This is a genomic window from Nonomuraea sp. NPDC049486 (assembly GCF_040676925.1).
Taxonomy (GTDB): Bacteria; Actinomycetota; Actinomycetes; order Streptosporangiales; family Streptosporangiaceae; genus Nonomuraea; species Nonomuraea ferruginea.
Genome location: NZ_JBFAPV010000001.1, coordinates 827,335 through 851,821, shown reverse-complemented (window position 1 = coordinate 851,821; position 24,487 = coordinate 827,335). Strand labels below are relative to the sequence as shown.

29 protein-coding genes are annotated in these 24,487 nt (G+C 71.0%); 5 read left to right on the top strand and 24 right to left on the bottom strand.

Annotation, left to right across the window (positions count from 1 at the left end):
- Positions 1-479 precede the first annotated feature (479 nt).
- The 6 genes from AB0K05_RS03995 to AB0K05_RS03970 form a co-directional block, all read right to left on the bottom strand.
- Positions 480-2,057 carry a molybdopterin-dependent oxidoreductase gene (locus AB0K05_RS03995; RefSeq protein WP_271279084.1) on the bottom strand — a complete coding sequence of 526 codons (1,578 nt, stop codon included), beginning with the start codon at positions 2,055-2,057 and terminating at the stop codon, positions 480-482.
- 47 nt (positions 2,058-2,104) lie between these two features.
- Entirely contained in the window at positions 2,105-2,695 is a 591-nt protein-coding gene (gene rdgB / locus AB0K05_RS03990) for an RdgB/HAM1 family non-canonical purine NTP pyrophosphatase (RefSeq protein WP_271279085.1), read from the bottom strand.
- Positions 2,692-3,411 (bottom strand): ribonuclease PH, encoded by a 720-nt coding sequence (rph, locus tag AB0K05_RS03985; protein ID WP_364226421.1) that lies wholly within the window; start codon positions 3,409-3,411, stop codon positions 2,692-2,694. The genes rdgB and rph overlap by 4 nt, the downstream gene beginning before the upstream one ends.
- A 31-nt stretch (positions 3,412-3,442) precedes the next feature.
- Complete coding sequence (locus AB0K05_RS03980; protein ID WP_364226418.1) at positions 3,443-4,195, bottom strand: MBL fold metallo-hydrolase; 753 nt, start codon at positions 4,193-4,195, stop codon at positions 3,443-3,445.
- Positions 4,149-5,015, bottom strand: coding sequence for a glutamate racemase (gene murI, locus AB0K05_RS03975; protein WP_364226415.1), 867 nt, complete (start codon positions 5,013-5,015; stop codon positions 4,149-4,151). Before murI ends, AB0K05_RS03980 begins: the two co-directional genes overlap by 47 nt.
- Positions 5,016-5,076: 61 nt before the next feature.
- Complete coding sequence (locus AB0K05_RS03970; RefSeq protein WP_364226412.1) at positions 5,077-5,868, bottom strand: thioesterase family protein; 792 nt, start codon at positions 5,866-5,868, stop codon at positions 5,077-5,079.
- A gap of 265 nt (positions 5,869-6,133) precedes the next feature.
- On the opposite strand from AB0K05_RS03970, the gene AB0K05_RS03965 reads away from it, so the two are divergent.
- Complete coding sequence (locus tag AB0K05_RS03965; protein ID WP_364226409.1) at positions 6,134-7,957, top strand: DUF3352 domain-containing protein; 1,824 nt, start codon at positions 6,134-6,136, stop codon at positions 7,955-7,957.
- 51 nt (positions 7,958-8,008) lie between these two features.
- Here the strand turns inward: AB0K05_RS03965 and AB0K05_RS03960 are convergent, their stop codons facing one another.
- The 5 genes from AB0K05_RS03960 to clpS all read right to left on the bottom strand — a co-directional run bounded on the left by AB0K05_RS03960 (position 8,009) and on the right by clpS (position 10,630).
- Positions 8,009-8,956 (bottom strand): cysteine synthase, encoded by a 948-nt coding sequence (locus tag AB0K05_RS03960; protein WP_364226406.1) that lies wholly within the window; start codon positions 8,954-8,956, stop codon positions 8,009-8,011.
- A gap of 1 nt (position 8,957) precedes the next feature.
- On the bottom strand, positions 8,958-9,230 hold the full coding sequence (locus AB0K05_RS03955) for a MoaD/ThiS family protein (RefSeq protein ID WP_148033868.1): 273 nt from the start codon (positions 9,228-9,230) through the stop codon (positions 8,958-8,960).
- 159 nt (positions 9,231-9,389) lie between these two features.
- Positions 9,390-9,791, bottom strand: coding sequence for a M67 family metallopeptidase (locus AB0K05_RS03950; protein ID WP_148033869.1), 402 nt, complete (start codon positions 9,789-9,791; stop codon positions 9,390-9,392).
- A gap of 10 nt (positions 9,792-9,801) precedes the next feature.
- A complete protein-coding gene (locus tag AB0K05_RS03945; protein ID WP_308249034.1) occupies positions 9,802-10,290 on the bottom strand; it encodes a DUF2017 domain-containing protein in 489 nt (162 codons plus the stop codon).
- Between the two features lie 46 nt (positions 10,291-10,336).
- A complete protein-coding gene (gene clpS, locus AB0K05_RS03940) occupies positions 10,337-10,630 on the bottom strand; it encodes an ATP-dependent Clp protease adapter ClpS (RefSeq protein ID WP_148034889.1) in 294 nt (97 codons plus the stop codon).
- Between the two features lie 40 nt (positions 10,631-10,670).
- Between clpS and AB0K05_RS03935 the strand changes: the two genes are divergently transcribed.
- Positions 10,671-11,960, top strand: coding sequence for a nicotinate phosphoribosyltransferase (locus AB0K05_RS03935; RefSeq protein ID WP_364226401.1), 1,290 nt, complete (start codon positions 10,671-10,673; stop codon positions 11,958-11,960).
- A gap of 15 nt (positions 11,961-11,975) precedes the next feature.
- On the top strand, positions 11,976-12,545 hold the full coding sequence (locus tag AB0K05_RS03930) for a nicotinamidase (protein WP_271280149.1): 570 nt from the start codon (positions 11,976-11,978) through the stop codon (positions 12,543-12,545).
- Here the strand turns inward: AB0K05_RS03930 and AB0K05_RS03925 are convergent.
- The 11 genes from AB0K05_RS03925 to AB0K05_RS03875 all read right to left on the bottom strand — a co-directional run bounded on the left by AB0K05_RS03925 (position 12,542) and on the right by AB0K05_RS03875 (position 21,794).
- On the bottom strand, positions 12,542-12,964 hold the full coding sequence (locus tag AB0K05_RS03925) for a VapC toxin family PIN domain ribonuclease (RefSeq protein WP_364226398.1): 423 nt from the start codon (positions 12,962-12,964) through the stop codon (positions 12,542-12,544). The genes AB0K05_RS03930 and AB0K05_RS03925 overlap by 4 nt on opposite strands.
- Positions 12,964-13,194 carry a hypothetical protein gene (locus tag AB0K05_RS03920; RefSeq protein WP_148033874.1) on the bottom strand — a complete coding sequence of 77 codons (231 nt, stop codon included), beginning with the start codon at positions 13,192-13,194 and terminating at the stop codon, positions 12,964-12,966. The genes AB0K05_RS03925 and AB0K05_RS03920 overlap by 1 nt, the downstream gene beginning before the upstream one ends.
- A gap of 334 nt (positions 13,195-13,528) precedes the next feature.
- Complete coding sequence (locus tag AB0K05_RS03915) at positions 13,529-13,675, bottom strand: hypothetical protein (RefSeq protein ID WP_364226395.1); 147 nt, start codon at positions 13,673-13,675, stop codon at positions 13,529-13,531.
- A 155-nt stretch (positions 13,676-13,830) separates the two neighbouring features.
- Positions 13,831-14,649: a hypothetical protein gene (locus AB0K05_RS03910; protein WP_364226392.1), complete on the bottom strand. Its 819-nt coding sequence runs from the start codon at positions 14,647-14,649 to the stop codon at positions 13,831-13,833.
- Positions 14,642-15,217 (bottom strand): RNA polymerase sigma factor, encoded by a 576-nt coding sequence (locus AB0K05_RS03905; protein ID WP_261808803.1) that lies wholly within the window; start codon positions 15,215-15,217, stop codon positions 14,642-14,644. Before AB0K05_RS03905 ends, AB0K05_RS03910 begins: the two co-directional genes overlap by 8 nt.
- 80 nt (positions 15,218-15,297) lie before the next feature.
- Positions 15,298-15,660, bottom strand: a complete 363-nt coding sequence (locus AB0K05_RS03900) for an STAS domain-containing protein (protein ID WP_261808804.1) — start codon at positions 15,658-15,660, stop codon at positions 15,298-15,300.
- Between the two features lie 163 nt (positions 15,661-15,823).
- Positions 15,824-17,569, bottom strand: coding sequence for a DEAD/DEAH box helicase (locus tag AB0K05_RS03895; protein WP_271280154.1), 1,746 nt, complete (start codon positions 17,567-17,569; stop codon positions 15,824-15,826).
- 123 nt (positions 17,570-17,692) lie between these two features.
- The gene (locus tag AB0K05_RS03890; RefSeq protein ID WP_148033878.1) at positions 17,693-18,328 is read right to left on the bottom strand and encodes a hypothetical protein; all 636 of its coding nucleotides are present in this window, start codon (positions 18,326-18,328) and stop codon (positions 17,693-17,695) included.
- A gap of 71 nt (positions 18,329-18,399) precedes the next feature.
- A complete protein-coding gene (locus AB0K05_RS03885) occupies positions 18,400-19,794 on the bottom strand; it encodes an MFS transporter (protein ID WP_271279919.1) in 1,395 nt (464 codons plus the stop codon).
- A 48-nt stretch (positions 19,795-19,842) separates the two neighbouring features.
- Complete coding sequence (locus AB0K05_RS03880) at positions 19,843-20,103, bottom strand: DUF3039 domain-containing protein (RefSeq protein ID WP_148033880.1); 261 nt, start codon at positions 20,101-20,103, stop codon at positions 19,843-19,845.
- An 86-nt stretch (positions 20,104-20,189) separates the two neighbouring features.
- The gene (locus tag AB0K05_RS03875; RefSeq protein WP_219546530.1) at positions 20,190-21,794 is read right to left on the bottom strand and encodes a DHA2 family efflux MFS transporter permease subunit; all 1,605 of its coding nucleotides are present in this window, start codon (positions 21,792-21,794) and stop codon (positions 20,190-20,192) included.
- A gap of 133 nt (positions 21,795-21,927) precedes the next feature.
- On the opposite strand from AB0K05_RS03875, the gene AB0K05_RS03870 reads away from it, so the two are divergent.
- A complete protein-coding gene (locus AB0K05_RS03870) occupies positions 21,928-22,536 on the top strand; it encodes a TetR family transcriptional regulator (protein ID WP_148033882.1) in 609 nt (202 codons plus the stop codon).
- On the opposite strand, the gene AB0K05_RS03865 is transcribed toward AB0K05_RS03870, so the two are convergent.
- Positions 22,537-23,115: a YqgE/AlgH family protein gene (locus AB0K05_RS03865; protein ID WP_148033883.1), complete on the bottom strand. Its 579-nt coding sequence runs from the start codon at positions 23,113-23,115 to the stop codon at positions 22,537-22,539.
- Positions 23,116-23,243: 128 nt separating this feature from the next.
- On the opposite strand from AB0K05_RS03865, the gene AB0K05_RS03860 reads away from it, so the two are divergent.
- Positions 23,244-23,747: a hypothetical protein gene (locus tag AB0K05_RS03860; protein WP_271279918.1), complete on the top strand. Its 504-nt coding sequence runs from the start codon at positions 23,244-23,246 to the stop codon at positions 23,745-23,747.
- 3 nt (positions 23,748-23,750) lie between these two features.
- On the opposite strand, the gene AB0K05_RS03855 is transcribed toward AB0K05_RS03860, so the two are convergent.
- Positions 23,751-24,365: a TetR/AcrR family transcriptional regulator gene (locus AB0K05_RS03855; protein ID WP_364226383.1), complete on the bottom strand. Its 615-nt coding sequence runs from the start codon at positions 24,363-24,365 to the stop codon at positions 23,751-23,753.
- Between the last annotated feature and the right edge of the window lie 122 nt (positions 24,366-24,487).

Here is a 24,487-nt window from a genome sequence, read left to right as displayed (position 1 = left end):
CGCCGCACCGAAACGTCAGGGTTCCGGTCATCGCGCCAGGAACGGGACGGGCCGTCGGCGAGCCGGTTGCCGGGGCTCTCGGCGTGCTCCCCCGGACGCGGGCTCGCGGCAGGCCGGGGCGTCGCGTCCGCGGGCGGCGGGCTGGAGTTCCAGGGGCCTTCGCGGCTGCCCTGGACGGGTTCGCCGCCACCCGTGGGGTCGGTCGGGGATGGGTCGGTCGGTTCGGAGTCGGGCGGTCCGGGGGCAGTGGCGTTCTCGTAGTCGAGCCACCGCACCCCGTCTGCGACCACGGGGTTGTACTGCCCCTCGGGTAGGACCCACCGGACGCCGGACTTGCGGTCGCGGGCCACGTCCTGCCTCCTGTCACTGCTCGACGACCGATCGTAGGGGCGGACAGCGTGACGCAGGGGCGAAAGTCAGGAAGATTCTCGGCCAGGACTGGGCGCCCTACCAGCACAAACGCCCTATCAACGGACGAGTCAGGTGACGTGGACGTCGATCGTGTGCCAGCCGGTGGCGCCGTCGGGCATCACCGGGGCGCGCTGCTCGGTCTGGGTGTATCCGGCCGCGTCCGTCGCCCGTACTTCGAGCGTGTGATCCCCCGGCGTGGCGTCCCAGTCGAGCGCCCACTGCCGCCAGGTGTCCGGGCCGGGCACCTGGGCGAGCCGGGCCTCCCGCCACGCGCCCCGGTCGACCCGTACCTCCACCGCGTCGACACCCTTGTGCTGCGCCCAGGCGACGCCCGCGATCGTCGTGCGGCCCGCCGGCACCGTGGCCCCCTCCGCCGGGACGTCGATCCGGGACTCCGTCTTGATGGGCGCCCTGGCCGACCAGCCGCGCGGCGTCCAGTACGCCTCGTCGGTGTCGAACCTGGTCGCCTTGACGTCCACCACCCACTTGGTCGCCGAGACGTACCCGTACAGACCCGGCACCACCTGCCGCACCGGGAAACCGTGGGCCACGGGAAGCGGCTCGCCGTTCATCGCGACGGCGAACAGGGCGTCCCTGCCGTCCATGACCACGTCCACCGGCGTGCCGCAGGTGAAGCCGTCGGAGGAGGTCGACAGCAGCATGTCGGCCTCCGGGCGGAGCCCCGCCTCGCGCAGCACGTCGGCCATCCGCACCCCGAGCCAGCGCGCGTTGCCCACGAGGGGGCCGCCGACCTCGTTGGAGACGCAGGCGAGGGTGATGTCGGCCTCCATGAGCGGGCGCCTGAGCAGTTCCTCGTACGTGATCTCGATCGGACGGTCGACGAGGCCGTGCACGCGCAGGGTCCACGCCCGCGGGTCCACCTGGGGGACGATGAGCGCGGTGTCCACCCGGTAGAAGTCGGCGTTCGGGGTGACGAACGGCGACAGGCCCCTGATCCTGAGATCGACTCCGGCCGGAAGGGGTGGGGCCGGCACGGCGGGCGCGGGGATCGCGACGTTGACCCGTGCCGCGTCGACGGCGCGAGCACCACTGAGCGAACGGCCCACGACAGCGGCGGCCCCGGCGGCCACCACTCCCCCGGCGGCCCCGGTCAGCAGCCTGCGCCGGTCGAACGCGTACGGCATGCCCGGAGCCCACATGACCCCGGGCCGCTCGACGTCCCCGGCGGAAACCTCGCGGACGGAAGGCGTGGCGCGGCGGAGGATCCAGGACAGGGCCAGGGCGCCCGCCGCCACCCCCGCCAGCGTCGGCAGCGCGTCGGCGGCCGTCGCGCCGGGCCTGGTCAGCACCGCCACCAGCCCCACCACCCCGAACAGCGCCAGCCCCGCCGTCCCGTACGCGCGGCGGCGCCGGGCCACGACGCCGATGCCGGCCGCGATCAGGGTGAGCACCACGAGCACGCCGCCGATGAGGACGTTCTTGTCGTTCTCGCCGAAGGTCCGGATCGCGAACTCCTTCAGCGGCGCCGGCGACAGGTCGACCACCCAGTCGCCCACGGCCAGGACCGGGAACGACGAGGCTCGTACCAGCCCCGCGCCGAGCTGCGCGACGCCGAGCGCCACGGCGCCCGCCACGATGCCTGCCAGCGCGCCCGCCCAGACGGGCGTGACCTGATTACTCCGCACGACTCCGACGCTACGCCGCGCGGCGCCCGGCAGGTCTTAAGGGATGGTTACGGCGCCAGCAGTTCGTGCACGATCGGCGCGAGCGCGCGGAAGGCGCGGCCCCGGTGGGAGATCGCGTCCTTCTCGCCGGCCGTCATCTCGGCCGTGGTGCGGCTGTCGCCGTCGGGCACGAAGATCGGGTCGTACCCGAAGCCGCCCGAGCCGCGCGGGGCGCGCACGAGATGACCGGGCAGGACGCCCTCGGCCACCCTGGACTCGCCCGAGGGCAGCGACAGCGCGGCCACGCAGGTGAAGTGGGCGGTGAGCTTGTCGTCGGGCACGTCGGACACCTGGGCGAGCAGCAGGTCGAGGTTGGCCTGGTCGTCGCCGTGACGGCCCGACCAGCGGGCGGAGAACACGCCGGGCATGCCGCTGAGCACGTCGACGCAGAGCCCGGAGTCGTCGGCCACCGAGGGCAGGCCCGACTGCCTGGCCACCTCGCGGGCCTTGAGCAGGGCGTTGTCCTCGAAGGTGACGCCGGTCTCGGCCACGTCGCCGATCTCCGGGAACTCCTCCAGCCCCACGATGTCGAACCCGGCGAGGATGCGCCGCAGCTCGGCGATCTTGCCGGGGTTGCGGGTGGCGAGCAGGATCCTCATGCGGACAGCGCCTCCTGCTGGATGAGCGTGAGCTCCTCACAGCCGGTCACGGCGAGGTCGAGCAGCCGGTCGAGCGCGCCGCGGTCGAACGGGGCGCCCTCGGCGGTGCCCTGCACCTCGACGAAGCTGCCCTCGCCGGTCATGACGACGTTCATGTCGGTCTCGGCGGCGACGTCTTCGACGTAGCAGAGGTCGAGCATCGGCACCGAGCCGACGACGCCCACGGAGACCGCCGACACCGAGCCGATGAGCGGGTCGCCGGGGCACATCTTGCGCTCGCGCATCCAGGCGACGGCGTCGGCGAGCGCGACGTAGGCGCCGGTGATGGCGGCGGTCCTGGTGCCGCCGTCGGCCTGCAGGACGTCGCAGTCGAGCAGGATCGAGTTCTCGCCCAGGGCCTTGTAGTCGACGCAGGCGCGCAGCGAGCGGCCGATCAGGCGGGAGATCTCGTGGGTCCGTCCGCCGATCTTGCCGCGGACGGACTCGCGGTCGTTGCGGGTGTTGGTGGCGCGCGGGAGCATCGCGTACTCGCCTGTCACCCAGCCCTGGCCGGTGCCGCGCCGCCAGCGCGGCACGCTGTCCTGGACGGACGCGGCGCACAGCACCCTCGTCTGGCCGAACTCCACCAGCACGGACCCCTCCGCGTGGGTGATCCAGTTGCGGGTGATGGTGACGGGGCGGAGCTGGTCGGGGTTTCGGCCATCCTGTCGCGACATGCAGATCAGCCTATCCCCGCCCCGCACGACCTCACGCCAGGTCGTAGACGGCGCCGCTGCGGGCCAGCTCGATCGGCCCGGCGAAGCCGCCCCGGGTGGCGTCGTCCAGCACCTCGGCCGGGTCGTTCCACGGGACGAGGTGGGTGAGCACGAGCCGCCCGGCCCCGGCCTCGGCGGCGTGCTCGGACGCCTGGCGGCCGGACAGGTGGAGCCCGGTGGGCAGGTCGGGGCCGTCGAGCATCGACGCCTCGCACAGCAGCAGGTCGGCGTCGGTGGCCAGCTTGACCAGCTCGGCGCACTCGCCGGTGTCGCCGGAGTAGACGACGCTGCGCCCGCCGTGCTCGACGCGGAACCCGTACGCCTCCACCGGGTGGTTGACCAGGGCCGCGGTCACCGTGAACGGGCCGGCCTCGATCGTGCCCGGCGCGAGCCCCGCGAAGTCGAAGGCGGTCTCCAGCCCGGGCTCGTCCGGCATGCCGTAGGCGGCGGCGAGCCGGCGCGGCGCGTCGGCCGGCGCGTGGACGGGCACCCGCGGGTACGGGGCGTCGGGGCCGTAGGTGCGGGCCACGTGGTAGCCGCACAGGTCGAGGCAGTGATCGGCGTGCAGGTGGGTCAGGCAGATCGCGTCGACGTCGTACAGGCCGATGTGGCGCTGGAGCACTCCCAGGGACCCGCTGCCGAAGTCGAGCAGCAGCCGGAAGCCCTCCGCCTCGACGAGGTAGCAGGACGCGGGGCTGTCAGGGCCGGGAAAACTTCCCGAGCAGCCGATGATGGTCACTTTCATGCGGGCCTCCCTTGACGGTGGTACCCCCCACTGGAGCGACTTCGACCGCGTCGATCTCCGGACCCAGGAAGCGGCGTCCGAGCCGGGCGAAGAGCGTGGAGTCGCCGGTGGCGCGGAAGCGGTGCCGGGGGCTGGCCTCGCCGCCGGCCGCCAGGCCGCGGTCGTGCAGGATGCGGTAGACGTCCTTGGCCGTCTCGTCCGCGCTGGACACCAGCGTGACCCCGTCGCCCGCGACATAGGAGATCGCGCCGGTGAGCAGCGGGTAGTGGGTGCAGCCGAGGATGAGCGTGTCGCATCCGGCGTCCTGGATGGGCTCCAGGTAGCCGCGGACGACCTCGATGAGCCGCTCGCTCATCGTCTCGCCGCGCTCGACGTACGACACCAGGTGTGGGGCGGCCACGCCGGTGAGCTGGACGTCGGGAGCGGCGGTGAAGGCGTCGTGGTAGGCCATCGACTCGATCGTGGCCCGGGTGGCGATCACACCGACCCTGCCGTTGCGGGTGGCGCGCACCGCCCGCCGGGTGGCGGGCTGGATCACCTCGACGACGGGCACGTCGTAGCGCTCGCGGGCGTCGCGCAGCACGGCGGCGCTGGCGCTGTTGCAGGCGATCACGAGCATCTTGACGTCCAGCTCGACGAGGTGGTCCATCACCTCCAGGGCGTAGGCGCGCAGCTCGGCGATGCGTTTGGGCCCGTACGGCTGCCGGGCCGTGTCGGCCACGTAGGTGATGGACTCATGGGGCAGCTGGTCGATGATCGCCCGTGCGACCGTGAGGCCGCCCACCCCGCTGTCGAAGATCCCAATACTCGCGTCCGGCACGCTTCAGAGGGTAGGCGACCTGCGCTCTTTTCACTGCGTAAGAATGCTCACAGCGCGCGTGTCAACCTCGCCCCACCCGTGCCAGCTGGCGCGACTGCGCCACCAGGCGGCCCGTCGAGTCCCACACCTCGGCGTCCTCGTCGAACCATCCGTCGGCGACGAGCCGGCCGCCGGCCAGCACGGTGAGCCAGCCGGGGGCGGGCAGCGCGCGCAGGTGCCAGGTGAGCTCGACGGTCGGCGCCCAGCCGCGCAGGCCGGCGGAGAACACCACAGGCGGCAGCGCGTCCACGGCCACCGCCAGCACGAACGGGTCGGGGTCCTGCGGCTCGGCCATCCGGAAGTAGGCGCGCGACTCGGGCCGGCCGGCGGGCGCGCCGGAGAGCCAGCCGATGCTCGGCGGGTCGAACACGACCTCCACCTGGGCGTTCATGTTCATGTTCGACTCGGGCTTGGGGTCCGGCAGCTTGACGCACTCCTCCAGGGGCGGCATGGCGTGCGCGGGCCCGTCGGCGTAGACGGGATCGGCGTTCGTCAGCGTGGCGGTGGTGACGAGGGTCTCGATCTGCGCGACGCCGTCCTGGACGAGGGTGGCGCGGGTGAACGCGGCGGTCTTGCCGGTCTTGATCCGCTCGACGCGTACGGTGGCGGGCCCGGGCACGGGAGCCTTGAGGAACTGCGCGGAGGTGCTCACCGGGTGCGCGAACGGCGAGTCGTCGACCACCGCCCGCAGGACCACCGCCATCAGGTAGCCGCCGTTGAGCGGGCCGCCGATCTGGTAGCCGGGGTCGAGGCAGACGTCGTAGGTGGTCTCGTCGACCCGGATCGCCTGCGTGGCCTCGTCGAACTTGGTCATCCGCCCCTGCCTCAAGTACGGAACTATATTCTAGTGAGTTCATACTGTACATCCATAAACCCGCCCCAAACCGGGCCGCCTGCACACTTCAGCGCATTGCAAGCGGGGGTCTAGCAACATCAGCTACCTTCTGTGTGATTTAAATGTCCACACTGTGAGTTGAGTGATGTCTGCGAATAATCCCCCGCCGGGGCAGGATCCTGACCGGACGACAGCGTTCCGGTGGAATCAGGAGCAGCAGCCCGAGAACCCGCCGACGACGCCTATGTCTCACGGCCAGCCGTACCCCCCGCAGCAGCCGTACCAGCAGCAGGCCCCGTACGGCCAGCAGCCCCAGTACGGTCAGCCGCAGTACGGTCAGCAGGCCGACCCAGGTCAGCAGTCCCCTCACGGGCAGCAGGCGTCCTACGGGCAGCAGCCTCCGCACGGCGGCCAGCCCGGCTATGACCCGCAGCAGTACGGGCAACCCCAGTACGGCCAGCCCCAATACGGCCAGCAGCCTGAGTACGGTCAGCAGCCCCAGTACGGCCAGCAGCAGCAGTACGGGCAGCAGCAGGGCTACGGACAGCAGAGCTTTGGACAGCAGGGTTACGGGCAGCAGGAGCAGCTCGGCTGGCAGGCCCCGGGCCAGGATTTCCCCGGCCACGGCGGCGAGCCGCCCAAGAAGGGCCGCAAGGGCTGGATGATCGCCGTCGCGGCGGCGCTGGCCGTGGTGCTCTTCGGCGGCGGCGCCTGGGCCGTGGGGTCGTTCCTCGGCGGCGGCGGCACGCAGCCGCACGACGTGCTGCCCGCCGACGCCATCGCCTACGTCCGCCTGGACCTCGACCCGGCCGCCAACCAGAAGCTGGCCCTGTTCCAGATCGCGCAGAAGTTCTCCACCACCAAGGACACCTTCCAGGGCGACGACCCGCGCAAGGCTTTCTTCGACTCCCTGAAGGAGAGCGACAACAGCCTCAAGGACGTCGACTTCGCCAAGGACATCGACCCGTGGCTCGGGAGCCGGGTCGGGGTCGGCGTGCTGCCCAGCGGCGGCGAGGAGCCCGGCGTCGCGATGGCGATCCAGGTGAAGGACGAGGAGGCCGCCAAGGCCGGCATCGCCAAGATGATGGGGAAGAGCAAGCACGGCCTGGCCTTCCGCGAGGACTACGCGATCATCTCCGACACGCAGGAGAACGCCGACAAGTACGCGGCCGCGGAGACCACGCTGGCCGACAACGCCGACTTCAGCGACGACCTGAGCGCCATCGGCGAGCAGGGCGTGCTGTCGTTCTGGGCGCACATGGGCAAGGTCGCCGAGCTCTCGGGCGAGACGCTGACCGCCGAGCAGCAGCAGGTGGTCGAGCAGGTCAAGACCGCCAGGTTCGCGGGCGCGCTGCGGTTCGACGGCGGGTACGTCGAGCTCGCCGGCGTGCTGCGCGGCGCCAAGGACCTGACCGGCGGCGAGGACGTGCCGACCGCGAACCTGGCCGCGCTGCCGGGCTCGACCGCGGGCGCGCTCACGATCTCCGGCCTGGACAAGATCGTCACCAAGCAGTGGGCCGAGATCCAGAAGTCGGCCGGGGCGTCCCAGGAGTTCCAGACGTTCCTGCAGCAGGCGCAGACCCAGTTCGGGCTCAAGCTGCCGGACGACCTGGCCACCGTGCTCGGCCAGAACCTCACCGTGGCCGTCGACAGCGAGGGCCTCGACACCCAGCAGTTCAAGGCGGGCGTGCGGATCACCACCGACGCCGCCAAGGCCCAGGCCATCCTGGACCGGGTGCAGCAGAGCCTGAGCGCCCAGGGGCAGCAGGTGCAGATCGCCAAGGTCGCCGGTGACGGCGTGTTCACCGTGGCGACCACCGACGAGTACGCCAAGACGCTCGCCGGTGAGGGCACGCTCGGCGAGAGCGAGACCTTCCAGACCGCCATCCCTGACGCGGGCGAGGCCACGTACGGCCTGTTCGTCGACCTGGACAAGGTGGAGAAGCTCTACCTGGCGAACATGCGGGGCGAGGAGAAGGCCAACCTGGAGGTGCTGCGCGCCGTCGGCCTCAGCGGCAAGCAGACCGACACGGAAGTGACGTTCTCCATGCGGGTGCTGTTCAACTGATGACGGGACGCGAAGGGGCGGCCGGCGCGCGCCGGCCGCCCCTTCGCGGTCTCAGGCCCAGAGCTGGCCTTCGAGGCGCTGCTCGGCCTCGTCGAGGGTGCCTTCGTACGCGCCCGTCGAGAGATACTTCCAGCCGCCGTCGGCCACCACGAACACGACGTCGGCCCGCTGGCCCGCCTTGACGGCCTTGCGCGCGACGCCCAGGGCGGCGTGGAGGGCCGCGCCGGTGGACACGCCCGCGAAGATGCCCTCGGAAGACAGCAGCTCGCGGGTGCGGCGCAGCGCGTCGGCCGACCCCACGGAGAACCGGGTGGTCAGCACCGACTCGTCGTACAGCTCGGGGATGAAGCCCTCGTCGACGTTGCGCAGCCCGTAGACGAGCTCGCCGTAGCGCGGCTCGGCGGCCACGATCTGCACCTCGGGCACGCGCTCGCGCAGGAAGCGGCCGACGCCCATGAGGGTGCCGGTGGTGCCCAGGCCCGCGACGAAGTGGGTCACGGTGGGCAGGTCCTCGAGGATCTCCGGCCCGGTCGTCTCGTAGTGGGAGCGCCAGTTGGCCGGGTTGCCGTACTGGTAGAGCATGACCCAGTCGGGATGGGACTCGGCCAGGCCCTTGGCCACCCGCACCGCCTCGTTGGAGCCGCCCGCGGCCGGCGAGGAGATGATCTCCGCACCCCACATGCGCAGCAGCTGCCGGCGCTCCTCCGAGGTGTTCTCCGGCATGACGCAGACCAGGCGGTAGCCCTTGAGCTTGGCCGCCATGGCCAGCGAGATGCCGGTGTTGCCGCTGGTCGGCTCCAGGATCGTGCAGCCGGGGGTGAGCAGGCCGTCCTTCTCCGCCTGCTCGACCATCCACAGCGCCGGGCGGTCCTTGATGGAGCCGGTGGGGTTGCGGTCCTCGAGTTTGGCCCAGACGCGCACGTCGGCGGACGGGGACAGCCTCGGCAGCCCCACCATGGGCGTCCGGCCGACCGAGTCGGTCAGCGATTCGAACCGCATGTCACCCGCCGGCGACGGCCGGGAGGACGGTCACCGTGTCGCCGTCGGAGACGGGGGTGCCGAGCCCGCCGAGGAAGCGCACGTCCTCGTCGTTCAGGTAGACGTTGACGAAGCGGCGCAGGCCGTTGTCGTCGACGAGGCGGTCCTTGATGCCGGGGTGGCGGGACTCCAGGCTGGCGATCAGCTCGTCCAGGGTCGCGCCTTCGGCGCTGACGGCCTTGGCGCCGTCGGTGTAGTTACGCAGGATGGTCGGAATGCGGACCTCGATGGCCATCGCTGTCAATCTCCTCGATCTGGTCGTCGTCCCCATCGGCATGCAACACCGACGGGTGTCTGGGGATTCCTGCTCAGTTACCTGATCAGAGCCCGCGACAGTCGTACAGGAGGACAGCCGGAGTGTGTGCGAAGAGGAAACTCTGCACAGGCCAGCCCATCATGGGATGAACCTTACCTCTTCCTCGGTGATCTCACCGTCCAGGATCCGGTACGAGCGGAACTCGACGTCCGTCTCGTGCCTGGTCGAGACCAGGACGTAGTGGGCGTTCGGCTCTGACGCGTATGAGACGTCGGTCCGCGACGGGTATGCCTCGGTGGCCGTGTGGGAGTGGTAGATCACCACCGGCTCCTCGTCGCGGTCGTCCATCTCACGCCAGACGCGGAACTGCTCCATCGAGTCGAACCGGTAGAAGGTGGGCGAGCGCTCGGCGTTCTCCATCGGGATGAACCGCTCCGGGACGCCGTCACGCCCCGCGATCACGCCGCATGCCTCGTCGGGGTGGTCGGCCCGGGCATGGGCGACGATCTTGTCGGCCAGTTCCTTCGAGATGGTCAGCATGCTGCGGAAGTTACCAGAGCGCTCGGACCAGGCTGTCTTGCAGGTAGGTGAGCCAGTCGTAGGTGACGAACGCCGGGTAGCGCGGGTCGTCCTCGGACATCGACTCGAGCTCGTCGTGGATCTCCTCGGTCACCTCCAGGCGGGTGCCGAGCGTGAGCCGGACGTCGTTGAGCGAGCGCAGCCAGGCCTGGGCCTGCTCGGGAGTGAGCTCCACCCGGCCGGGCGCGGCGGTGTCGAGCAGGGTCTGGGCGTCGGCGCGCTTGCCGTCGCGGAGCGTCGCCTCGGTGTAGCGGCGGAACTCCGTCGACTCCTTCTCGTCCTCGTATGCCGACGGGAACAGCCGCGCCAGCACCGGATCGGACGGCGCCGCGCCGTCGCCGATGCCGAGCGCCCGCTCCAGCGGGTCGTCGCTGGTCTCGCCGGGCGCGACCAGCCCGAGCACCATCCCGACGAGCGAGGACAGGATCGAGACCTCCGCGGCCTCGAACTTCGCGATCACCGCTCCGTCGCGTCCGGAGGAGAACCCCGAGCTCACCGGCACCGCCTCACTTGACCGAATCCGGCTGGACCGTCGCCCACAGGCCGTAGGAGTGGAGAATCTGCACATCGCGTTCCATCTCTTCGCGCGTGCCGCTGGACACGACGGCCTTCCCCTTGTGGTGGACGTCCATCATCAGCTTCTCGGCCTTCTCCCGGGTGTAGCCGAAGACCGTTTGGAAGACATAGGTCACATAGGACATGAGGTTGACCGGGTCGTTCCAGACGATCGTCACCCACGGCAGATCGGGCCGGACGTCCTGTGAAGGACGCTCGACGGTGATTGGAGCGGTGCTACCCACATCCATGAGTCTGCCCTATGTGGGCCGTAGTCTTCGACTCGTGACGATGACCATGAGCACCGCGTTGCTGACAGATCACTATGAGCTGACGATGCTGCAGGCGGCGTTGCGAAGCGGCGCGGCACACCGGCGAGCGGTCTTCGAGGTGTTCGCCCGCCACCTGCCCGGCGGGCGGCGCTACGGAGTGGTCGCCGGGGCGGGACGCGTCCTCGACGAGCTGGAACGCTTCCGTTTCGGTGACGAAGAACTCACTTTTCTCCAGGAGCACAACGTCATCGACGAGCCGACCCTCGCGTTCCTGGCTGAATACCGGTTCTCGGGGAGCATCCACGGCTACCGCGAGGGCGACCTGTACTTCCCCGCCTCCCCCATCATGGTCGTGGAGGGCACGTTCGCCGAGGCCGTGCTGCTGGAGACGCTGATCCTCTCGGTGCTGAACCACGACTGCGCGATCGCCTCGGCCGCCTCCCGGATGGTGAACGCGGCCGGCAAGCGGCCGATCATCGAGATGGGCGCGCGCCGCACGCACGAGCAGGCCGCGGTGGCCGCCGCCCGCGCCGCCTACCTCGCCGGGTTCTCCTCCACCTCCAACCTGCAGGCCGGGCGGCTGTACGGGATCCCCACGGCCGGTACGGCCGCGCACGCGTTCACGCTCCTGCACGACTCGGAGGAGCAGGCGTTCGAGGCCCAGATCGCCACGCTGGGCCCCGGCACCACGCTGCTCGTCGACACCTACGACGTGCGTGAGGCCGTGCGCACCGCGGTCGAGCTGGCCGGCGAGAAGCTGGGCGCCGTCCGCATCGACTCCGGCGACCTGGCCGCCGCCGCCCAGGAGGTACGCGAGCAGCTCGACTCTCTCGGCGCCTTCCACACCCGCATCCTGGTCACCTCCGACCTGGACGAGTACGCGATCGCCGCGCTGGCCGCGGCCCCGGTCGACGGCTACGGCGTCGGCACCTCCCTGGTGACCGGCTCGGGCGTGCCCACGGCCGCGCTGGTCTACAAGCTGGTGGCCCGCGAGACCAGGACCGGCAAGCTGGAACCGGTGGCCAAACGGTCGGTCGGCAAGCCGTCGCGGGGCGGGCGCAAGCAGGCCTACCGCCTGCTGAACAAGTCGGACCACTACGAGACGGAGCTGGTCACCACGTCCGGGCTGGTGCCGGAGGGCGGCGTGCCGCTGCTGACCGAGTTCGTACGCGAGGGCGAAATCGTCGGCCGCGAACCCCTCGCCGAGGCGCGGGCGCGGCACGCCGAGGCGATCGCCCGCCTGCCGCAGGACGCGCTCCACCTCGCCCGGGGGTACGCGGCGATCCCCACGGAGTTCGCCTGACGTATCGTGGGCCGTATGGGTACGGCGCTGATCATCGTCGATGTGCAGAACGACTTCTGCGAGGGAGGCAGCCTCGCCGTGGCGGGCGGCTCCGAGGTCGCGGCCGCGATCTCGCGACACGTGGCCGGCCACGGCTACGACCACGTGGTGGCCACCCGCGACTACCACGTCGACCCCGGCTCCCACTTCGCCGACGAGCCCGACTTCGCCACCTCCTGGCCGGCCCACTGCGTGGCGGGCACCCCCGGCGCCGACTTCCACCCGGCGTTCGACATGTCGGCCGTGGAGGAGGTCTTCAGCAAGGGCGCCCACGAGGCGGCCTACAGCGGCTTCGAGGGCACCTCCGGCGACGGCGTCCCGCTGGCGGAGTGGCTGCGCCAGCACGGCGTGCGCGACGTCGACGTGGTGGGCATCGCCACCGACCACTGCGTCCGCGCCACCGCCATCGACGCCGTCAAGCACGGCCTCACGGTCCGCGTGCTGCTCGACCTCACGGCCGGCGTGGCCAAGCAGACGACGGACGCCGCCGTGGCCCAGCTCGACGCCGCCGGCGCCACCCTCCACGGCGCCCCGATCGTCCGCTAGTCGAGGTCGGCGGGCAACACGGTGAACGCGTCGCCCCAGAGCGGCTTCATGGCCCGGAAGTGCCGCTGATCCAGCGTCAGCACCCGGGTCGTCTCATAGCGGGCCGCCAGCACGGCGATGGAAGCGTCGGCCAGGCCGACCTTCATGTCGGCGTAGCGGAGGATGACGTCGGTGGCCTCGACGATCTCCTGCCGCGCCATCGGTACGAGATCGTACGTTCCGTAAGTCACCTCGCGTAGATAGTCGGTCTCGGCCCGCAGGCCGATCCGGGTCAGGAGCAGGTAGTCGAGCTCCGCGAGCACGAAGGGCGACAGGAGGATCGGCCCCTTCTCCGCCTCCAGTATCCGCCTCGCCGCCCCGTGGTCCTCGGCGGCGCGGTCGATGGCGGCGAAGGCGCCGCTGGTGTCGAGGACGAGCATCAGTCGCGCCCGCCCGGGTCGAAGTCCTCCATGATCTCGTCGACCCTGCGGGCGAGGCTCGGGTCGCCGCTGTCGAAGAGCGGCAGCGTGGGACGGGGCCGCTCGGTCAGGACCTCGGCGCCGAGCATCCGCGCGATCGCCTCGCGCATGTAGGCGTCCTCGGACATGTGATGCGCCCTGGCCGCTTCCGCGACCCGCTGCTTCATGTCCTCCGGCAGGTACAGACTCACCTCTGGCACTCCTCTACGGTAACGCGGCGTCCCTGCGACACCACCGATCACGAAGAGTACAGATTTCCTCACGCTCCGGTTATGTAGGTGCCAAGAACCCGAAGACCTTCCTCCACCCGGGAGGAAAGATCTCTACCACCGGTTCACATCATCAGACGGCCCCGCCACGGATGTGCGCCGTGCTCGGTCTCCGCAGTCTCGCTGGGGCGGGGTGAGCAGGGGCAGCATGCGGTCGAAGTCCATCTCGTCCTTGGGGCGCAGCGCCCGCGCCTTGTAGAGGAGCCGGACCTCTGGAGCGAGCCGGCGCAGGGGACGCCGGCGACGGTGAGGGCGGTCAGGGGGCGGCGGGGGCGTGGTCGCGGCGCAGCAGGCCGAGGTCCACGTCGCCGCGCGTGCGGTACGCGTGGCCGACCGCCGGCTCGATCGCGTGTCCGCCGCCGATCCACCATGACAGCGGCGCGGTCGCCAGCAGGGCGGCCACTCGATCGCGTGTCCGCCGCCGATCCACCATGGCAGCGGCGCGGTCGCCAGCAGGGCGGCCACCTCGGCGAGGCCACGTGTCATGCGAAGGGGCCGCCCCTAGGAGCCCGGGTTCCCGGCGGCCCCGTGGCGGGGCCGCCGGGTGAGGGCGCGTCGCTAGTCGCCGCTGTGGTGGAGGATCTTGGAGCCGTCGTCGGAGCTGCCGCCCGTGTCGTGCCGGGGGCCCTGGTCGTCACCCTCGGTGACGCTGTGGGTCCCCTTCTCCGGGCCGCCCTGCTCGTTGACCTCGGAACCCTTCTCACCCTCGCCGGAATCGGCGGGAGCGGGCACCGAGACCGGCGTGCACTCCTTCACCTCGCCCTTGATCACCGCGACATTCATGCCGGAGGGCGCCTTGCCGGACCCGCCGCCGGAGATGGCCAGGACCAGCGTCTCGCCGCTGCCGACCGCGCCCTTGGTGATGGTGAAGTCCACGCCGCCGCCGTTCGAGCGGAGGCCGGTCTCCACCCGTCCGCTCGCCTTGGCGGGCTCGCCCCGTGTGCCCTGACAGGTCTTCCCCTCGGGCAGGTAGTCGACCGCGGCGTTGACGCCCTTGTCCGCCAGCGCTTCCTCAAGGCTGCCGGGGTCGCTGAACTCGTTGATGGTCACCTTGATCGAGCCGTCGGCCTGAGAGGTGACGGCGAACGCCGGGGCCGCACCGCCGTTGACCAGCAGCGCCGCGAGAGCGGCCGCCGCGACCCCCGACAGCGCGACGCCCAGCTTGACGAAGCGCGGCACCCGTCGCGCCGCGGTCCCCCGGACGGCGCCCTGGGTGGCGAGCGCGCCCGCCGCGAGAGCCTCGCGGGGTGGCGTGCCCGCTGTCAGGCCGCTGAGCGTGATCTCCTCGCTGAGCGCGGCACGCATCTCAGCGAGCCGCGCCTCGCCGGGCTCCGGCGCGTCCGCGCGCATCTCTTGGAGCACCCGCAGGTCATCCATGATCGTTCTCCTCGTCGACGTCCGTCGGATTCATCCCGCCCAGAGCGGCGCGGGTCTTCTTCCTGGCCCGGTGCAGCCGGGACCTGACGGTCCCCACCGGGATGCCGAGCGCCTGGGCCACCTCCTCGTAGCCCAGGTCGGCCCACGCGATCATCAGCAGCACGTCACGCTCGTCGGGGGACAGCTCGGCCAGCGCGCGGGCCAGGTCGCGCTGTGCCGCCGACGCCGACACCCGCGCGTCCACCCGGTCGGCGTAGCTCTCCACCACGTCGTCCACGCCGGTCCTGGCCAGCGCCTGGTAGGACCTGACCTCGCTGCGGCGGTGCTTGCCGATCAGGTTGGCGGCCATCCCGTACAGCCAGGGGCGGGCGTCGGTGTGGCGCACGTCGTACCGGTCGCGCCGCCGGAAGGCGGCCAGGAACGTGTCGGCCACGACGTCGTCGGCGAGCGAGTCGCCCAGCCGCCGGGTGACGTAGCGGTGCAGGGCGGGCGCGTGACGGTCGAACAGCGTCGAGAAGGCGGCCGGGTCCCGCCAGGACTGTTCGATCACCTCGGCGTCCGTGGACACGCGTTCTGTGTCCGTAATCAAATCGCCCCCTTTCCATCGGGTGTCGTACTCCCTTTCACCCGATGGCGGGAAACGGGTTCTCAGGCCCGCATGCCGGCGTGGCGCAACGCCTCGTCGAGGGTGCCGAAGACCTCGAAGGCGTTGCGCAGCCCGGTGATGGACAGCACCCGGGCCATCACGCCCTGCACGCCGCCCAGCAGCAGCCCGGTGTCACGCGCCTCGCAGCGGTGCATGATGTCCAGGAGCTCGTTCATGCCCATCGAATCGCAGAAACCGACCTCTTGCATGTCGAGGATCAGGAACGGCGTGGGCGGCAGGTCCCACACCCGGGTGAGGTGATCGCGGAGCGCCGGGAGCCCGTACACGTCGATCTCGCCGCTCAGCCGGATGACGATCGCATTGGAGAAGAGCCCGGACGAGACGGCGAGCATCGACCTTCCCATGGCCTCAGGCGACATGAGCACGTCCCTCTGGATCTCCGTTAGGCAGCCCATCGGAAAGTGTTGCCTGTCCGGCCTGCTTTCTAACGGAAGGCTACTGCTCTGTTGCCAAACGCATAGGGTTACGGAGCGTCACGATCTCCGGGGCCGCTGATCCGAAAGCCGCCTACCGGCGCTGGGTCGCCCAGCGCCGGATGAGGTCGATGCGTTCCTGGATCTGCTCGGCGGTCGCCTGCGCGATCGGCGGCCCGCCGGCGGAGCGGCGCAGCTCGGCGTGGATCACGCCGTGGGGCTGGCCGGTGCGGTGGTTCCACGCGCCGACCAGGCCGTTGAGCTCGCGCCGCAGCTCGGCGATGCGCTCGTGCGGGGCCAGGGTGTCCTTGGGCTCGGGCTGCTTGCGCTTGGCCGCCTGCTGATCGGACTGACGCTTGCGCAGCAATGTGGCCACCTGGTCTGGCTCCAGCAGGCCGGGCAGGCCGAGGAAGTCTTCTTCCTCGGCGGAGCCGACCTCGGCGCCGGTGCCGAACTCGCCGCCGTCGAAGAGCACCCGGTCGAAGGTGGCCGAGGTCTCCATGGTCTCGAACGGCAGCTCGTCGCCGAGGACGTCGGGGGTGTCCTTCTTGCGGTTGGCGTCGTCGAGCAGGCTGTCGTCGAGGCCGTCCTCGGGCGGGCGGCGGTTGAGCACGTGGTCGCGCTCGGCCTCCATCTCGTTGGCCAGGCCCATGAGGGTCGGCACCGAGGGCAGGAACACCGAGGCGGTCTCGCCGCGCTTGCGGGCGCGCACGAAGCGCCCCACGGCCTGGGCGAAGAACAACGGGGTGGAGGTGGAGGTGGCGTAGACGCCCACGCACAGCCGCGGGATGTCGACGCCTTCGGAGACCATGCGGACCGCGACCAGCCAGCGGTCGCCCGAGGCGGCGAAGTTCTTGATCTTCTTGGACGCGCCGGGGTCGTCGGAGAGCACGACGGTGGCCGCCTCGCCGGCGATGTTGCGCAGGTGGCGGGCGTAGGCGCGGGCCGTCTCGTGGTCGGTGGCGATCACCAGGCCGCCCGCGTCGGGCACGTGGCGGCGCACCTCGGTCAGGCGGCGGTCGGCGGCCTGCATGACCTGGCGGATCCAGTCGCCCTTCGGGTCGAGGGCTGCGCGCCAGGCCTGGGAGAGCTGGTCCTTGGTGAGCGGGGTGCCGAGCGTGGCGGCGAGCTCGTCGCCGGCGCGGGTGCGCCACCTCATCTCGCCGGAGTAGGCCAGGAAGATGACCGGCCGCACGACGTTGTCGGCGAGCGCGGGACCGTAGCCGTAGGAGTAGTCGGCGCGGCTGCGCTTGAGGCCCTCGGCGTCTTCCTCGTAGGTGACGAACGGGATCGGGCTGTCGTCGGAGCGGAACGGGGTGCCGGTGAGCTGCAGCCGCCGGGCGGCCGGCTCGAACGCCTCCTGCACGCCGTCGCCCCAGGACTTGGCGTCGCCCGCGTGGTGGATCTCGTCGAAGATGACCAGCGTCTTGCGGGCTTCGGTGCGGGCGCGGTGGAGCGCGGGGTGCATGGCGACCTGGGCGTAGGTCACCGCGACCCCGGTGTAGTCGCGGCTGGTGGTGCCCTGGCTGTTCTTGAACTCGGGGTCGATGCTGATGCCGACCTTGCCGGCGGCGTCGGCCCACTGGCGCTTGAGGTGCTCGGTCGGGGTGACGATGGTGATCGCGCGGATCACCCCGCGGGTGAGCAGCTCGCTGGCGATGCGCAGGGCGTAGGTGGTCTTGCCGGCGCCCGGCGTGGCCACGGTGAGGAAGTCTCGCGGCTCTCGCCCGAAGTAGAGGTCGAACGCCTCCTGCTGCCAGGCGCGCAACTTGGGCGCGGTGCCCCACGCGGCGCGGTCGGGATAGGAAGGCGACAGGTGGGATGCGGCGAAGGTGCTCACCGCATCACCTCTGGGGTTCGTGTGCTTCGCTTTCTCACAGTGTCCCAAGAGTAGACCGGCCCACCGACAAGACGTGCCGTGCTCCTCGATCCTGGCCAAGCTCTCCCGCGCGTGCTATGGGCGTTATCGGGCACTGGCCATCACCCCGTCCAGCGCCTGCCTGGCGGCCGTCTCCTCGGGCTGGAGCAGCCCGAGGACGAGCGCCGCCTTCCCGCCGTTCGTGACAAGCGTCACACGCAGGTACGCGGGACGGTTCACCACGTCGTCGTACCGGGCCAGCAGCGCCCTGGTGTGGCCGCCGGCGACCGGCCGGTCGTCGACCACCTTGACCCTGTCCCCCTTCAGCAGGAGGCGCGCGTAGTGCTCGGCGGCGTCCTTGACGCCCGCGCGCGGGTCGGCGATCTCTCCCGGCAGCGGCCTGGTCATGACCAGGCCGCCGTCGTCGTTCCTGGCCGACGAGGTGAACCCGGTGACGGGCGCCACCTTCTCTTCCTCCCAGCCGGGCGGCAGCGCCAGCCGCACCCCGGCCAGCGTGTCGGTCAGCGGCGTGGCCTCCCCGCCCGAGGGCATCAGCCGGAGCACGGCGAGGGCGAGCGCCGCCACCAGCCCGGCCGCGGCCACGACCGCCAGCACGGGCCGGGCCAGGCGCCCCAGCGCGCGCCGCGGCACCCGGGGGCCGGGGTCGGCGGGGGTGCCGTACATGCGCGCGGACGGCGGCAGGGAGTCCCATCGCGTACGGACGCGGTCGTCACGCTCCACGACCGCTGTCCTACCATCCCTGGGCGGCCCCGGTCCGGCGATCCGTTGCCGGTGTGGCTGGAGGGACGGATTCAGGCTGCCGGGTCGGTGACCCGGGCCGAAAGGAAGGTGGCGGCCAGCCCGATCAGCGCCATCAGCCCGCAGATCACCGCGAATCCCACCGCGATCTGGCTGGGCGTGAAGCCGATCACGTTCGACAGGGCGCCGCCGACGCCGAGCGCGAGCGCCGCGCCGAGCATGTCGGTCACGGACAGCGCGGCGCTGTTGGCGCCCTGCTCGTTGACCGGCGACTGCTTGAGCGCGGTCACGTTGATGGTGGCCATCGCCATGCCCATCCCGAACCCGGCGACGATCCAGGCCGGCACCGCGACCCAGCCGGTGACCCCGGCCACGACCGAGGGCACGACCAGCAGGATGCCGGCGGTCACGCAGGCCGCGCCCATCCTGATCCTGCGGTACGGGTCGATCACGCGCCTGCTCTGCAGGTAGGAGCCGGCCGACCAGCCGAGCGCCCCGGTGGTCAGCGCGATGCCCGCCTGGGCGGTGGTGAACCCCTTGACGTCGGTCAGGGCGAGCGGGATGAAGCCGTTGACCCCGAAGAACGCGGCGGCGAACAGCCCGCGCATCATGACGGTCGTCGGCAGCCCGCGGCCGAACCGGAGCGCACCCGGCGGCAGCAGCCTGGCCAGCCCGTAGCCGAGCGCCGCCAGCCCGAGCACACACCACACGACGCTGACCAGCGGCGCGTCGTACAGCTCCTCGACCCCGTACAGCAGCACGCCGCTGCCCACGGCGGTGGCGGTGGCGGCCACCGTCATGGCCATCGGGCGCGAGCGCGGGCCGGTGGCGGGCTCGTGGTCGTCGGCCGGCCGCCTGAGCGAGGGCAGGAGCATGAGCAGGGCGGGCACGACCAGCGGGATGATGCCGTAGAACACCCAACGCCAGCCGAGGTGCTCGGCGACGAACCCCGCCACGGACGGGCCGATCATCGACGGCAGCACCCACGCGGCCGACAGCGCCGCGAAGACCCGGGGCCGCACGTCCTGCGGATAGACCCGGGCGATCATGACATACAGCGCCACGACCGTCGGCCCGGCGCCGAGCCCCTGCACGGCCCGCGCCAGCAGGAACATCTCCTTGCCCGTCGCGGCCCCGGCCAGCGCCATGCCGAGCACGAACAGCACCAGACCGGCCAGGAACGGCAGCGCGTAGCCGCGCCGGTCGGCCCACAGACCCGCCACCACGTTGGCGAAGAGGCTGGCGATGAAGAAGGCGGAGAAGCTGACGCCGTAGAGCTCCAGGGCCCGCAGGTCCTTGGAGACCTCCGGCATGATGACACTGACCGACATGCCCTCGAAGGCGACCAGCGTGACGACGAGGAGGATGCCCAGGGTCGCCGTGCGGTATGCGGGGCCGAAGATGCGCGGGGCATCGTATGGGGTGTCGAGTGCTTTCGGTGCTGTCACCCGGACATCGTATTCAGGCGTGACCCCAGGGCAGACCCGGTGGCCGGGTTACTTGTCCTTGCCGTCGCCCTCGCCGCCACCGGACGGCAGACCTTCGTAGATCTCCTTGCACTCCGGGCAGACGGGGTATTTCTTCGGGTCGCGGCTGGGCACCCACACCTTGCCGCACAGGGCCCGGATCGGCGTGCCCGTCACCATGGACTCGGTGATCTTGTGCTTGTCGGCGTAGTGGGCGAAGCGTTCGTGGTCACCGTCGCCGTGTGACGTCTTCGGACGCGTTTCCTGCTCTGGAAGGATCTTCGTGCTCACCCCACCGAGTCTATGCCCGCCGCGCGCCGATCCAGGAAAGTGGTACGGCCCCCGCCCGGTGCGGGCGGGGGCCGTGTCCAAGGGGTTCAGCCGACGTGGACGGGGACGTCCTCCGTCTTGCGTCCGGCCTTGACGAACAGGGCCAGCACGGCCGTCAGCAGCGCGATCCCGGTGCTCACCAGGAAGGCGAGGTGCATGCCGTCCATGAAGGCGCTCTTCGCGGCCGGGCCCACGATCTGGGCGATCTGCTCGGGAGTGCCCGGCGGGAGCCCGCCGAACGAGGCCGCCGCCTCCAGCTGCGCGAGCTGGTCGGGCGGGATCGACTGGGCGGCCGGGCCGAGGTAGCCGGGCAGCTTGGCGGAGATCTGCCCCGCCATGACCGCGCCAAGGATGGCGGTGCCGAGCGCGCCGCCGACCTGCATGGCCGACTGCTGAAGGCCGCCCGCCACGCCGGTGAGCCCTTCGGGGGCGTTGCCCACGATGATCTCGGTGGCGCCGACGAACACCGGCGACATACCGAACGCCAGCACCACGAACGGGATCGAGGTCTCCAGGAACGTGGCGTCCATCGTCAGCTGGGACATCAGGAACATGGCCCCCGAGGTCACCACCAGACCGGCCGCCATGGTGAGCCGCGGCCCGAGCTTGCCGAGCAGGATGCCCGCCAGCGGCGAGGCGACGATCATGCCCGCGCTCATGGGCAGCATCCGGATGCCGGCCTCCAGGGGGGTCAGCCCGTGGGTGCCCTGGAAGAAGAAGCCCAGGAAGAACATGGCGCCGAACATCGCGAAGGCGACCATCATCATCAGCACGGTGCCGATGGAGATCGACGCGTTGGCGAACAGCGACAGCGGCACCAGCGGCTGCTTGGCCCGGCTCTGCCAGAAGACGAAGGCGGCGGTGAGCACCGCGAACATGCCGAGGAAGGTCAGCGTGGTCGAATCGCCCCAGCCCCACTCGGGCGCCTTGATGATCGACCAGACGAGCGCGAACATGGCGCCGGACAGCAGCACCACGCCGCCCCAGTCGATCTTGTTCAGCACCTTGATCGGGCTCTTCTCGATGAGCAGCGCGCCCATGATGAGGGCGATGACGCCCACCGGGGCGTTGATGAAGAAGACCGACTCCCAGCTCACGTTCTCCACCAGCACGCCGCCCACGATCGGGCCGGCGGCGCTGGACAGGCCGATGATCGCACCCCACGCGCCCATCGCCTGCTTCAGCCTGTCGCCGGGGAACGCCTCGCGCAGCAGCGCCAGCGCGGCGGGCTGCAGCAGCGCGCCGAACAGGCCCTGCAGCACGCGCAGGCCGATCAGCATGCCGGCCGGCGACACGCCGGGGACGACGTCGGCCAGCTCGGCGCTGAAGCCGATGCCCACCGACACGAGGGCGAAGCCGCCCACGCCGATGAGGAAGACGCGCTTGTGCCCGAAAAGGTCGCCCAGCTTCCCCGCGGTGATCAGGAACACGGCCAGGGCCAGCAGGTAGCCGCTGGTCACCCACTGCAGCTCGGCCAGCGTCGCGCCCAAGTCGGCCTGGATCACCGGGTTCGCGATGCCGACCACGGTGCCGTCGAGCATCACCATGATGACGCCCAGGCTCACCGCCAGCAGCACCAGCCAAGGATTGCCGCGAGCCCCGGTCTTGCCCGGCGGCGACGACGGCGCGGCCACCGTCTTCGCATCTGCCATTGAATCCCCCTCAATTGTCTCTTAAACCTCAGGAACCATAGTGGCAGACGCTGCCACATGACAAACGGGTTTTATTCGCCAGAAGCTGACATGTGGCAGTATGTGACATCACGATGTCGAGGGAGTGACAGACATGGGACTACGGGAGCGCAAGAAGGAAAAGACGCGGGTCGCCCTTCTGGATGCCGCACTCGATCTTTTCCTCGAACAAGGGTACGACTCGACGCCGATCGACCAGATAGCGGAGGCCGTCGAGGTCTCTCCACGCACCTTCTTCCGTTACTTCACCAGCAAGGAACACCTGATCCTGTGGCTCCACGACCAGGTCGAGGAGACGATGCTGGAGGTCCTGGCCGACCGCCCCGCGGACGAGCCGCCGTTCGTCTCCATGACCCACGCCCTGCGCGCGCAGCTGCGCACCATGGAGTACGCAACACCGGACGACGTCGCGCGATTCCTCAAGGTGAGGCGCCTTCTCGACACCACCCCCCACCTGGCCCACAGCACCTTCGCCCGGGCCGTCGAGTCCGAACGGCGCCTGGTCGAGGCCATCGCCGCCCGCCAGGGCGTCGACCCGTACGAGAGCCCGCTCCCCCATCTCGTCGTGACGTTCGTGATGGCCGCCATGCGGATCGGATTCACCTGCCCGGCGGACCCGCCCGACCTCCAGAAGATCGTCCGGCGCATGGAGGAGACGCTCCAGCTCGTGGAGCGCTCGCTGCGCCCCGGCTGGGACGCCTAGTCAGTTCATCGTGGGATCGTCCGGGCAGGTCGCCACGAACGCCAGCTCACCTTTCTGCCGCCGCAGCACGTGTCGCCAGAGCGAGCCGGGATCGGCGTGGAAGGTGTCGCCGGCCTCCGAGTCGACGACGTACCACGCGCCCTCCGCGATCTCGCTCTCCAGCTGGCCCGTGGTCCAGCCCGCGTAGCCGGCGAAGATGCGCATCTGCGCGATCTCGCCCTGGAGGATCTCGGGCGGCGCGTCCAGGTCGACCGTGCCGAGCCGCGACACCGCCGCGGTGCCGGCGTGGAGCCGGCGCCAGCCCAGCGGCTCCTCCCCGCTCGGCACGGCGGCCAGCGCGAGCGCGCTGTCGGTCTGCACCGGCCCGCCCTCGAAGAGCACCGGCGGCCCGGTCACCAGGGGGTCCCACACGGGCAGCACCTGGGTCACCGAGATCTCGCTCGGCCGGTTGAGAACCACGCCGAGCGTGCCGCCGTCGTGGTCGTGTTCGAGGATGAGCACGACGCTACGCCGGAAGTTGGGATCGTCGAGAAGCGGCGTCGCCACCAACAACCCGCCGACGTAGATCGCTTCCGCCATACATCCATCATGAAGGAGGAAGGGGGCTCTTCGCGCCTACAGCCGCCGCATGTTACTCAACGTAGCGATATGGGCACGATGCGGGACGAAAATGTGTCACGTTCGCCCGTGCCTGGAGGAGCCATCGCATGCGCGCCCGCCTCGCCCTCGCCGCCCTGCCCGCCTTCGTGGTCTTCCTCCTGCCGGCGACGGCCTGCGCCTGGCCGGGCCCCGACCCCGGTGACCCGTTCACGATGTCGGTGGACCGGATCGGCTGCCGCGCGAACACGGTACGGGTCACGCTGCGCAACCAGACCCGCCAGCTCACCCGCTTCGACCTGCGCGCCGACTCGGCGACCGTGGCGTCGGGCTCCATCCCGGCCAGAAAGGCGATCACCCGTACGGTGAAGGTACGCCAGGGCAGCAGCGCGGAGATCGAGGCGTACTCGGTGAGCGGGTCGGCGGCCGACACGCTGATCGACTCCACCCGGGTGCGCAACGACTGTCCGTGGGGTCACCGGCTGCCGATGACCGGCCCGCCGCTCGACCTGGTGGCCAAGCTGGCGACGGCGGGCGGGTTGATCCTCACCGGCGGCGTCGTGTGGTGGTACGGGTCCCTCTGGCCGCGCTCCGGCTCACCCTTCGAGCGCTGAGCCTCAGGTGGGCACGAACGCGCCCGCCCTGGCGGCGACCAGGGCGCGGGCGACCGACCGGGCGGCCGTCGTCTCGTCCAGGGGGTGCCTGACGACCATCAGCCGGTAGTAGAGGGGCGCCGAGACGGCGCGGATCAGCTCCGCCCCGTCGGTGCCCGGCGGCAGTTCGCCGCGCTCGACCGCGGCGTCCACGAACCGGGCCCATTCCCCGATGCGCCGGTCGTAGAAGGCGCGCAGCGCGCCGGCCGCCTCCTCGTCGGAGACGGCGGCCGCGATGACCGCCTGGAGGGTGACGCCGAGGTGCGGGTCGGTGAGCGACTCCAGCACGGACCTGGCGCTGGCCATGAGCACGTCCTCGACCGAGCCCGCGCCGGGGGGCGGCAGGGACCGCTCGGCCAGCTCCCTCATGAGATCGGTGACAAGGCGGACGCGGGTGCCCCAGCGCCGGTAGATGGTCGTCTTGCCGATGCCCGCCCTGCTGGCCACCTGGTCCATGGTCAGGCGGTGGAAGCCGCGTTCGGCGAGCTCGTCCTGGGTGGCCTGGAGCACCGCCGCGCGGACCTTCGCCGTGCGTCCGCCAGGACGGACCGTTCCCGCCAAGCGGGACCCTGATTCCATCGACTCTCCTTTCGCTCTACTTCACCAGGGCATGGGCGCGTACTCGATGAGAGCGCCGCCGGACGGGCATGACCGACCCGCCCGGGAGGGCGAGCGATGGCCGCCGCCCGCGGGCGAGACAC

Coding starts and splice junctions, on each gene's coding strand:
- rdgB (WP_271279085.1), bottom strand. CDS start 2,695: ATGAGGATCCTGCTCGCCACCCGCAACCCCGGCAAGATCGCCGAGCTG.
- AB0K05_RS03955 (WP_148033868.1), bottom strand. CDS start 9,230: ATGGCCATCGAGGTCCGCATTCCGACCATCCTGCGTAACTACACCGAC.
- AB0K05_RS03925 (WP_364226398.1), bottom strand. CDS start 12,964: ATGCTCGTCCTCGACACCAGCGGCGCCTTCGCCGCCATCGACCGCGCC.
- AB0K05_RS03860 (WP_271279918.1), top strand. CDS start 23,244: ATGCGCGCCCGCCTCGCCCTCGCCGCCCTGCCCGCCTTCGTGGTCTTC.
- AB0K05_RS03855 (WP_364226383.1), bottom strand. CDS start 24,365: ATGGAATCAGGGTCCCGCTTGGCGGGAACGGTCCGTCCTGGCGGACGC.
- rph (WP_364226421.1), bottom strand. CDS start 3,411: ATGTCGCGACAGGATGGCCGAAACCCCGACCAGCTCCGCCCCGTCACC.
- AB0K05_RS03875 (WP_219546530.1), bottom strand. CDS start 21,794: ATGGCAGATGCGAAGACGGTGGCCGCGCCGTCGTCGCCGCCGGGCAAG.
- AB0K05_RS03870 (WP_148033882.1), top strand. CDS start 21,928: ATGGGACTACGGGAGCGCAAGAAGGAAAAGACGCGGGTCGCCCTTCTG.
- AB0K05_RS03930 (WP_271280149.1), top strand. CDS start 11,976: ATGGGTACGGCGCTGATCATCGTCGATGTGCAGAACGACTTCTGCGAG.
- AB0K05_RS03965 (WP_364226409.1), top strand. CDS start 6,134: ATGTCTCACGGCCAGCCGTACCCCCCGCAGCAGCCGTACCAGCAGCAG.
- AB0K05_RS03960 (WP_364226406.1), bottom strand. CDS start 8,956: ATGCGGTTCGAATCGCTGACCGACTCGGTCGGCCGGACGCCCATGGTG.
- AB0K05_RS03970 (WP_364226412.1), bottom strand. CDS start 5,868: ATGACCAAGTTCGACGAGGCCACGCAGGCGATCCGGGTCGACGAGACC.
- AB0K05_RS03900 (WP_261808804.1), bottom strand. CDS start 15,660: ATGGGAAGGTCGATGCTCGCCGTCTCGTCCGGGCTCTTCTCCAATGCG.
- AB0K05_RS03980 (WP_364226418.1), bottom strand. CDS start 4,195: ATGAAAGTGACCATCATCGGCTGCTCGGGAAGTTTTCCCGGCCCTGAC.
- AB0K05_RS03865 (WP_148033883.1), bottom strand. CDS start 23,115: ATGGCGGAAGCGATCTACGTCGGCGGGTTGTTGGTGGCGACGCCGCTT.
- AB0K05_RS03910 (WP_364226392.1), bottom strand. CDS start 14,649: ATGGATGACCTGCGGGTGCTCCAAGAGATGCGCGCGGACGCGCCGGAG.
- AB0K05_RS03950 (WP_148033869.1), bottom strand. CDS start 9,791: ATGCTGACCATCTCGAAGGAACTGGCCGACAAGATCGTCGCCCATGCC.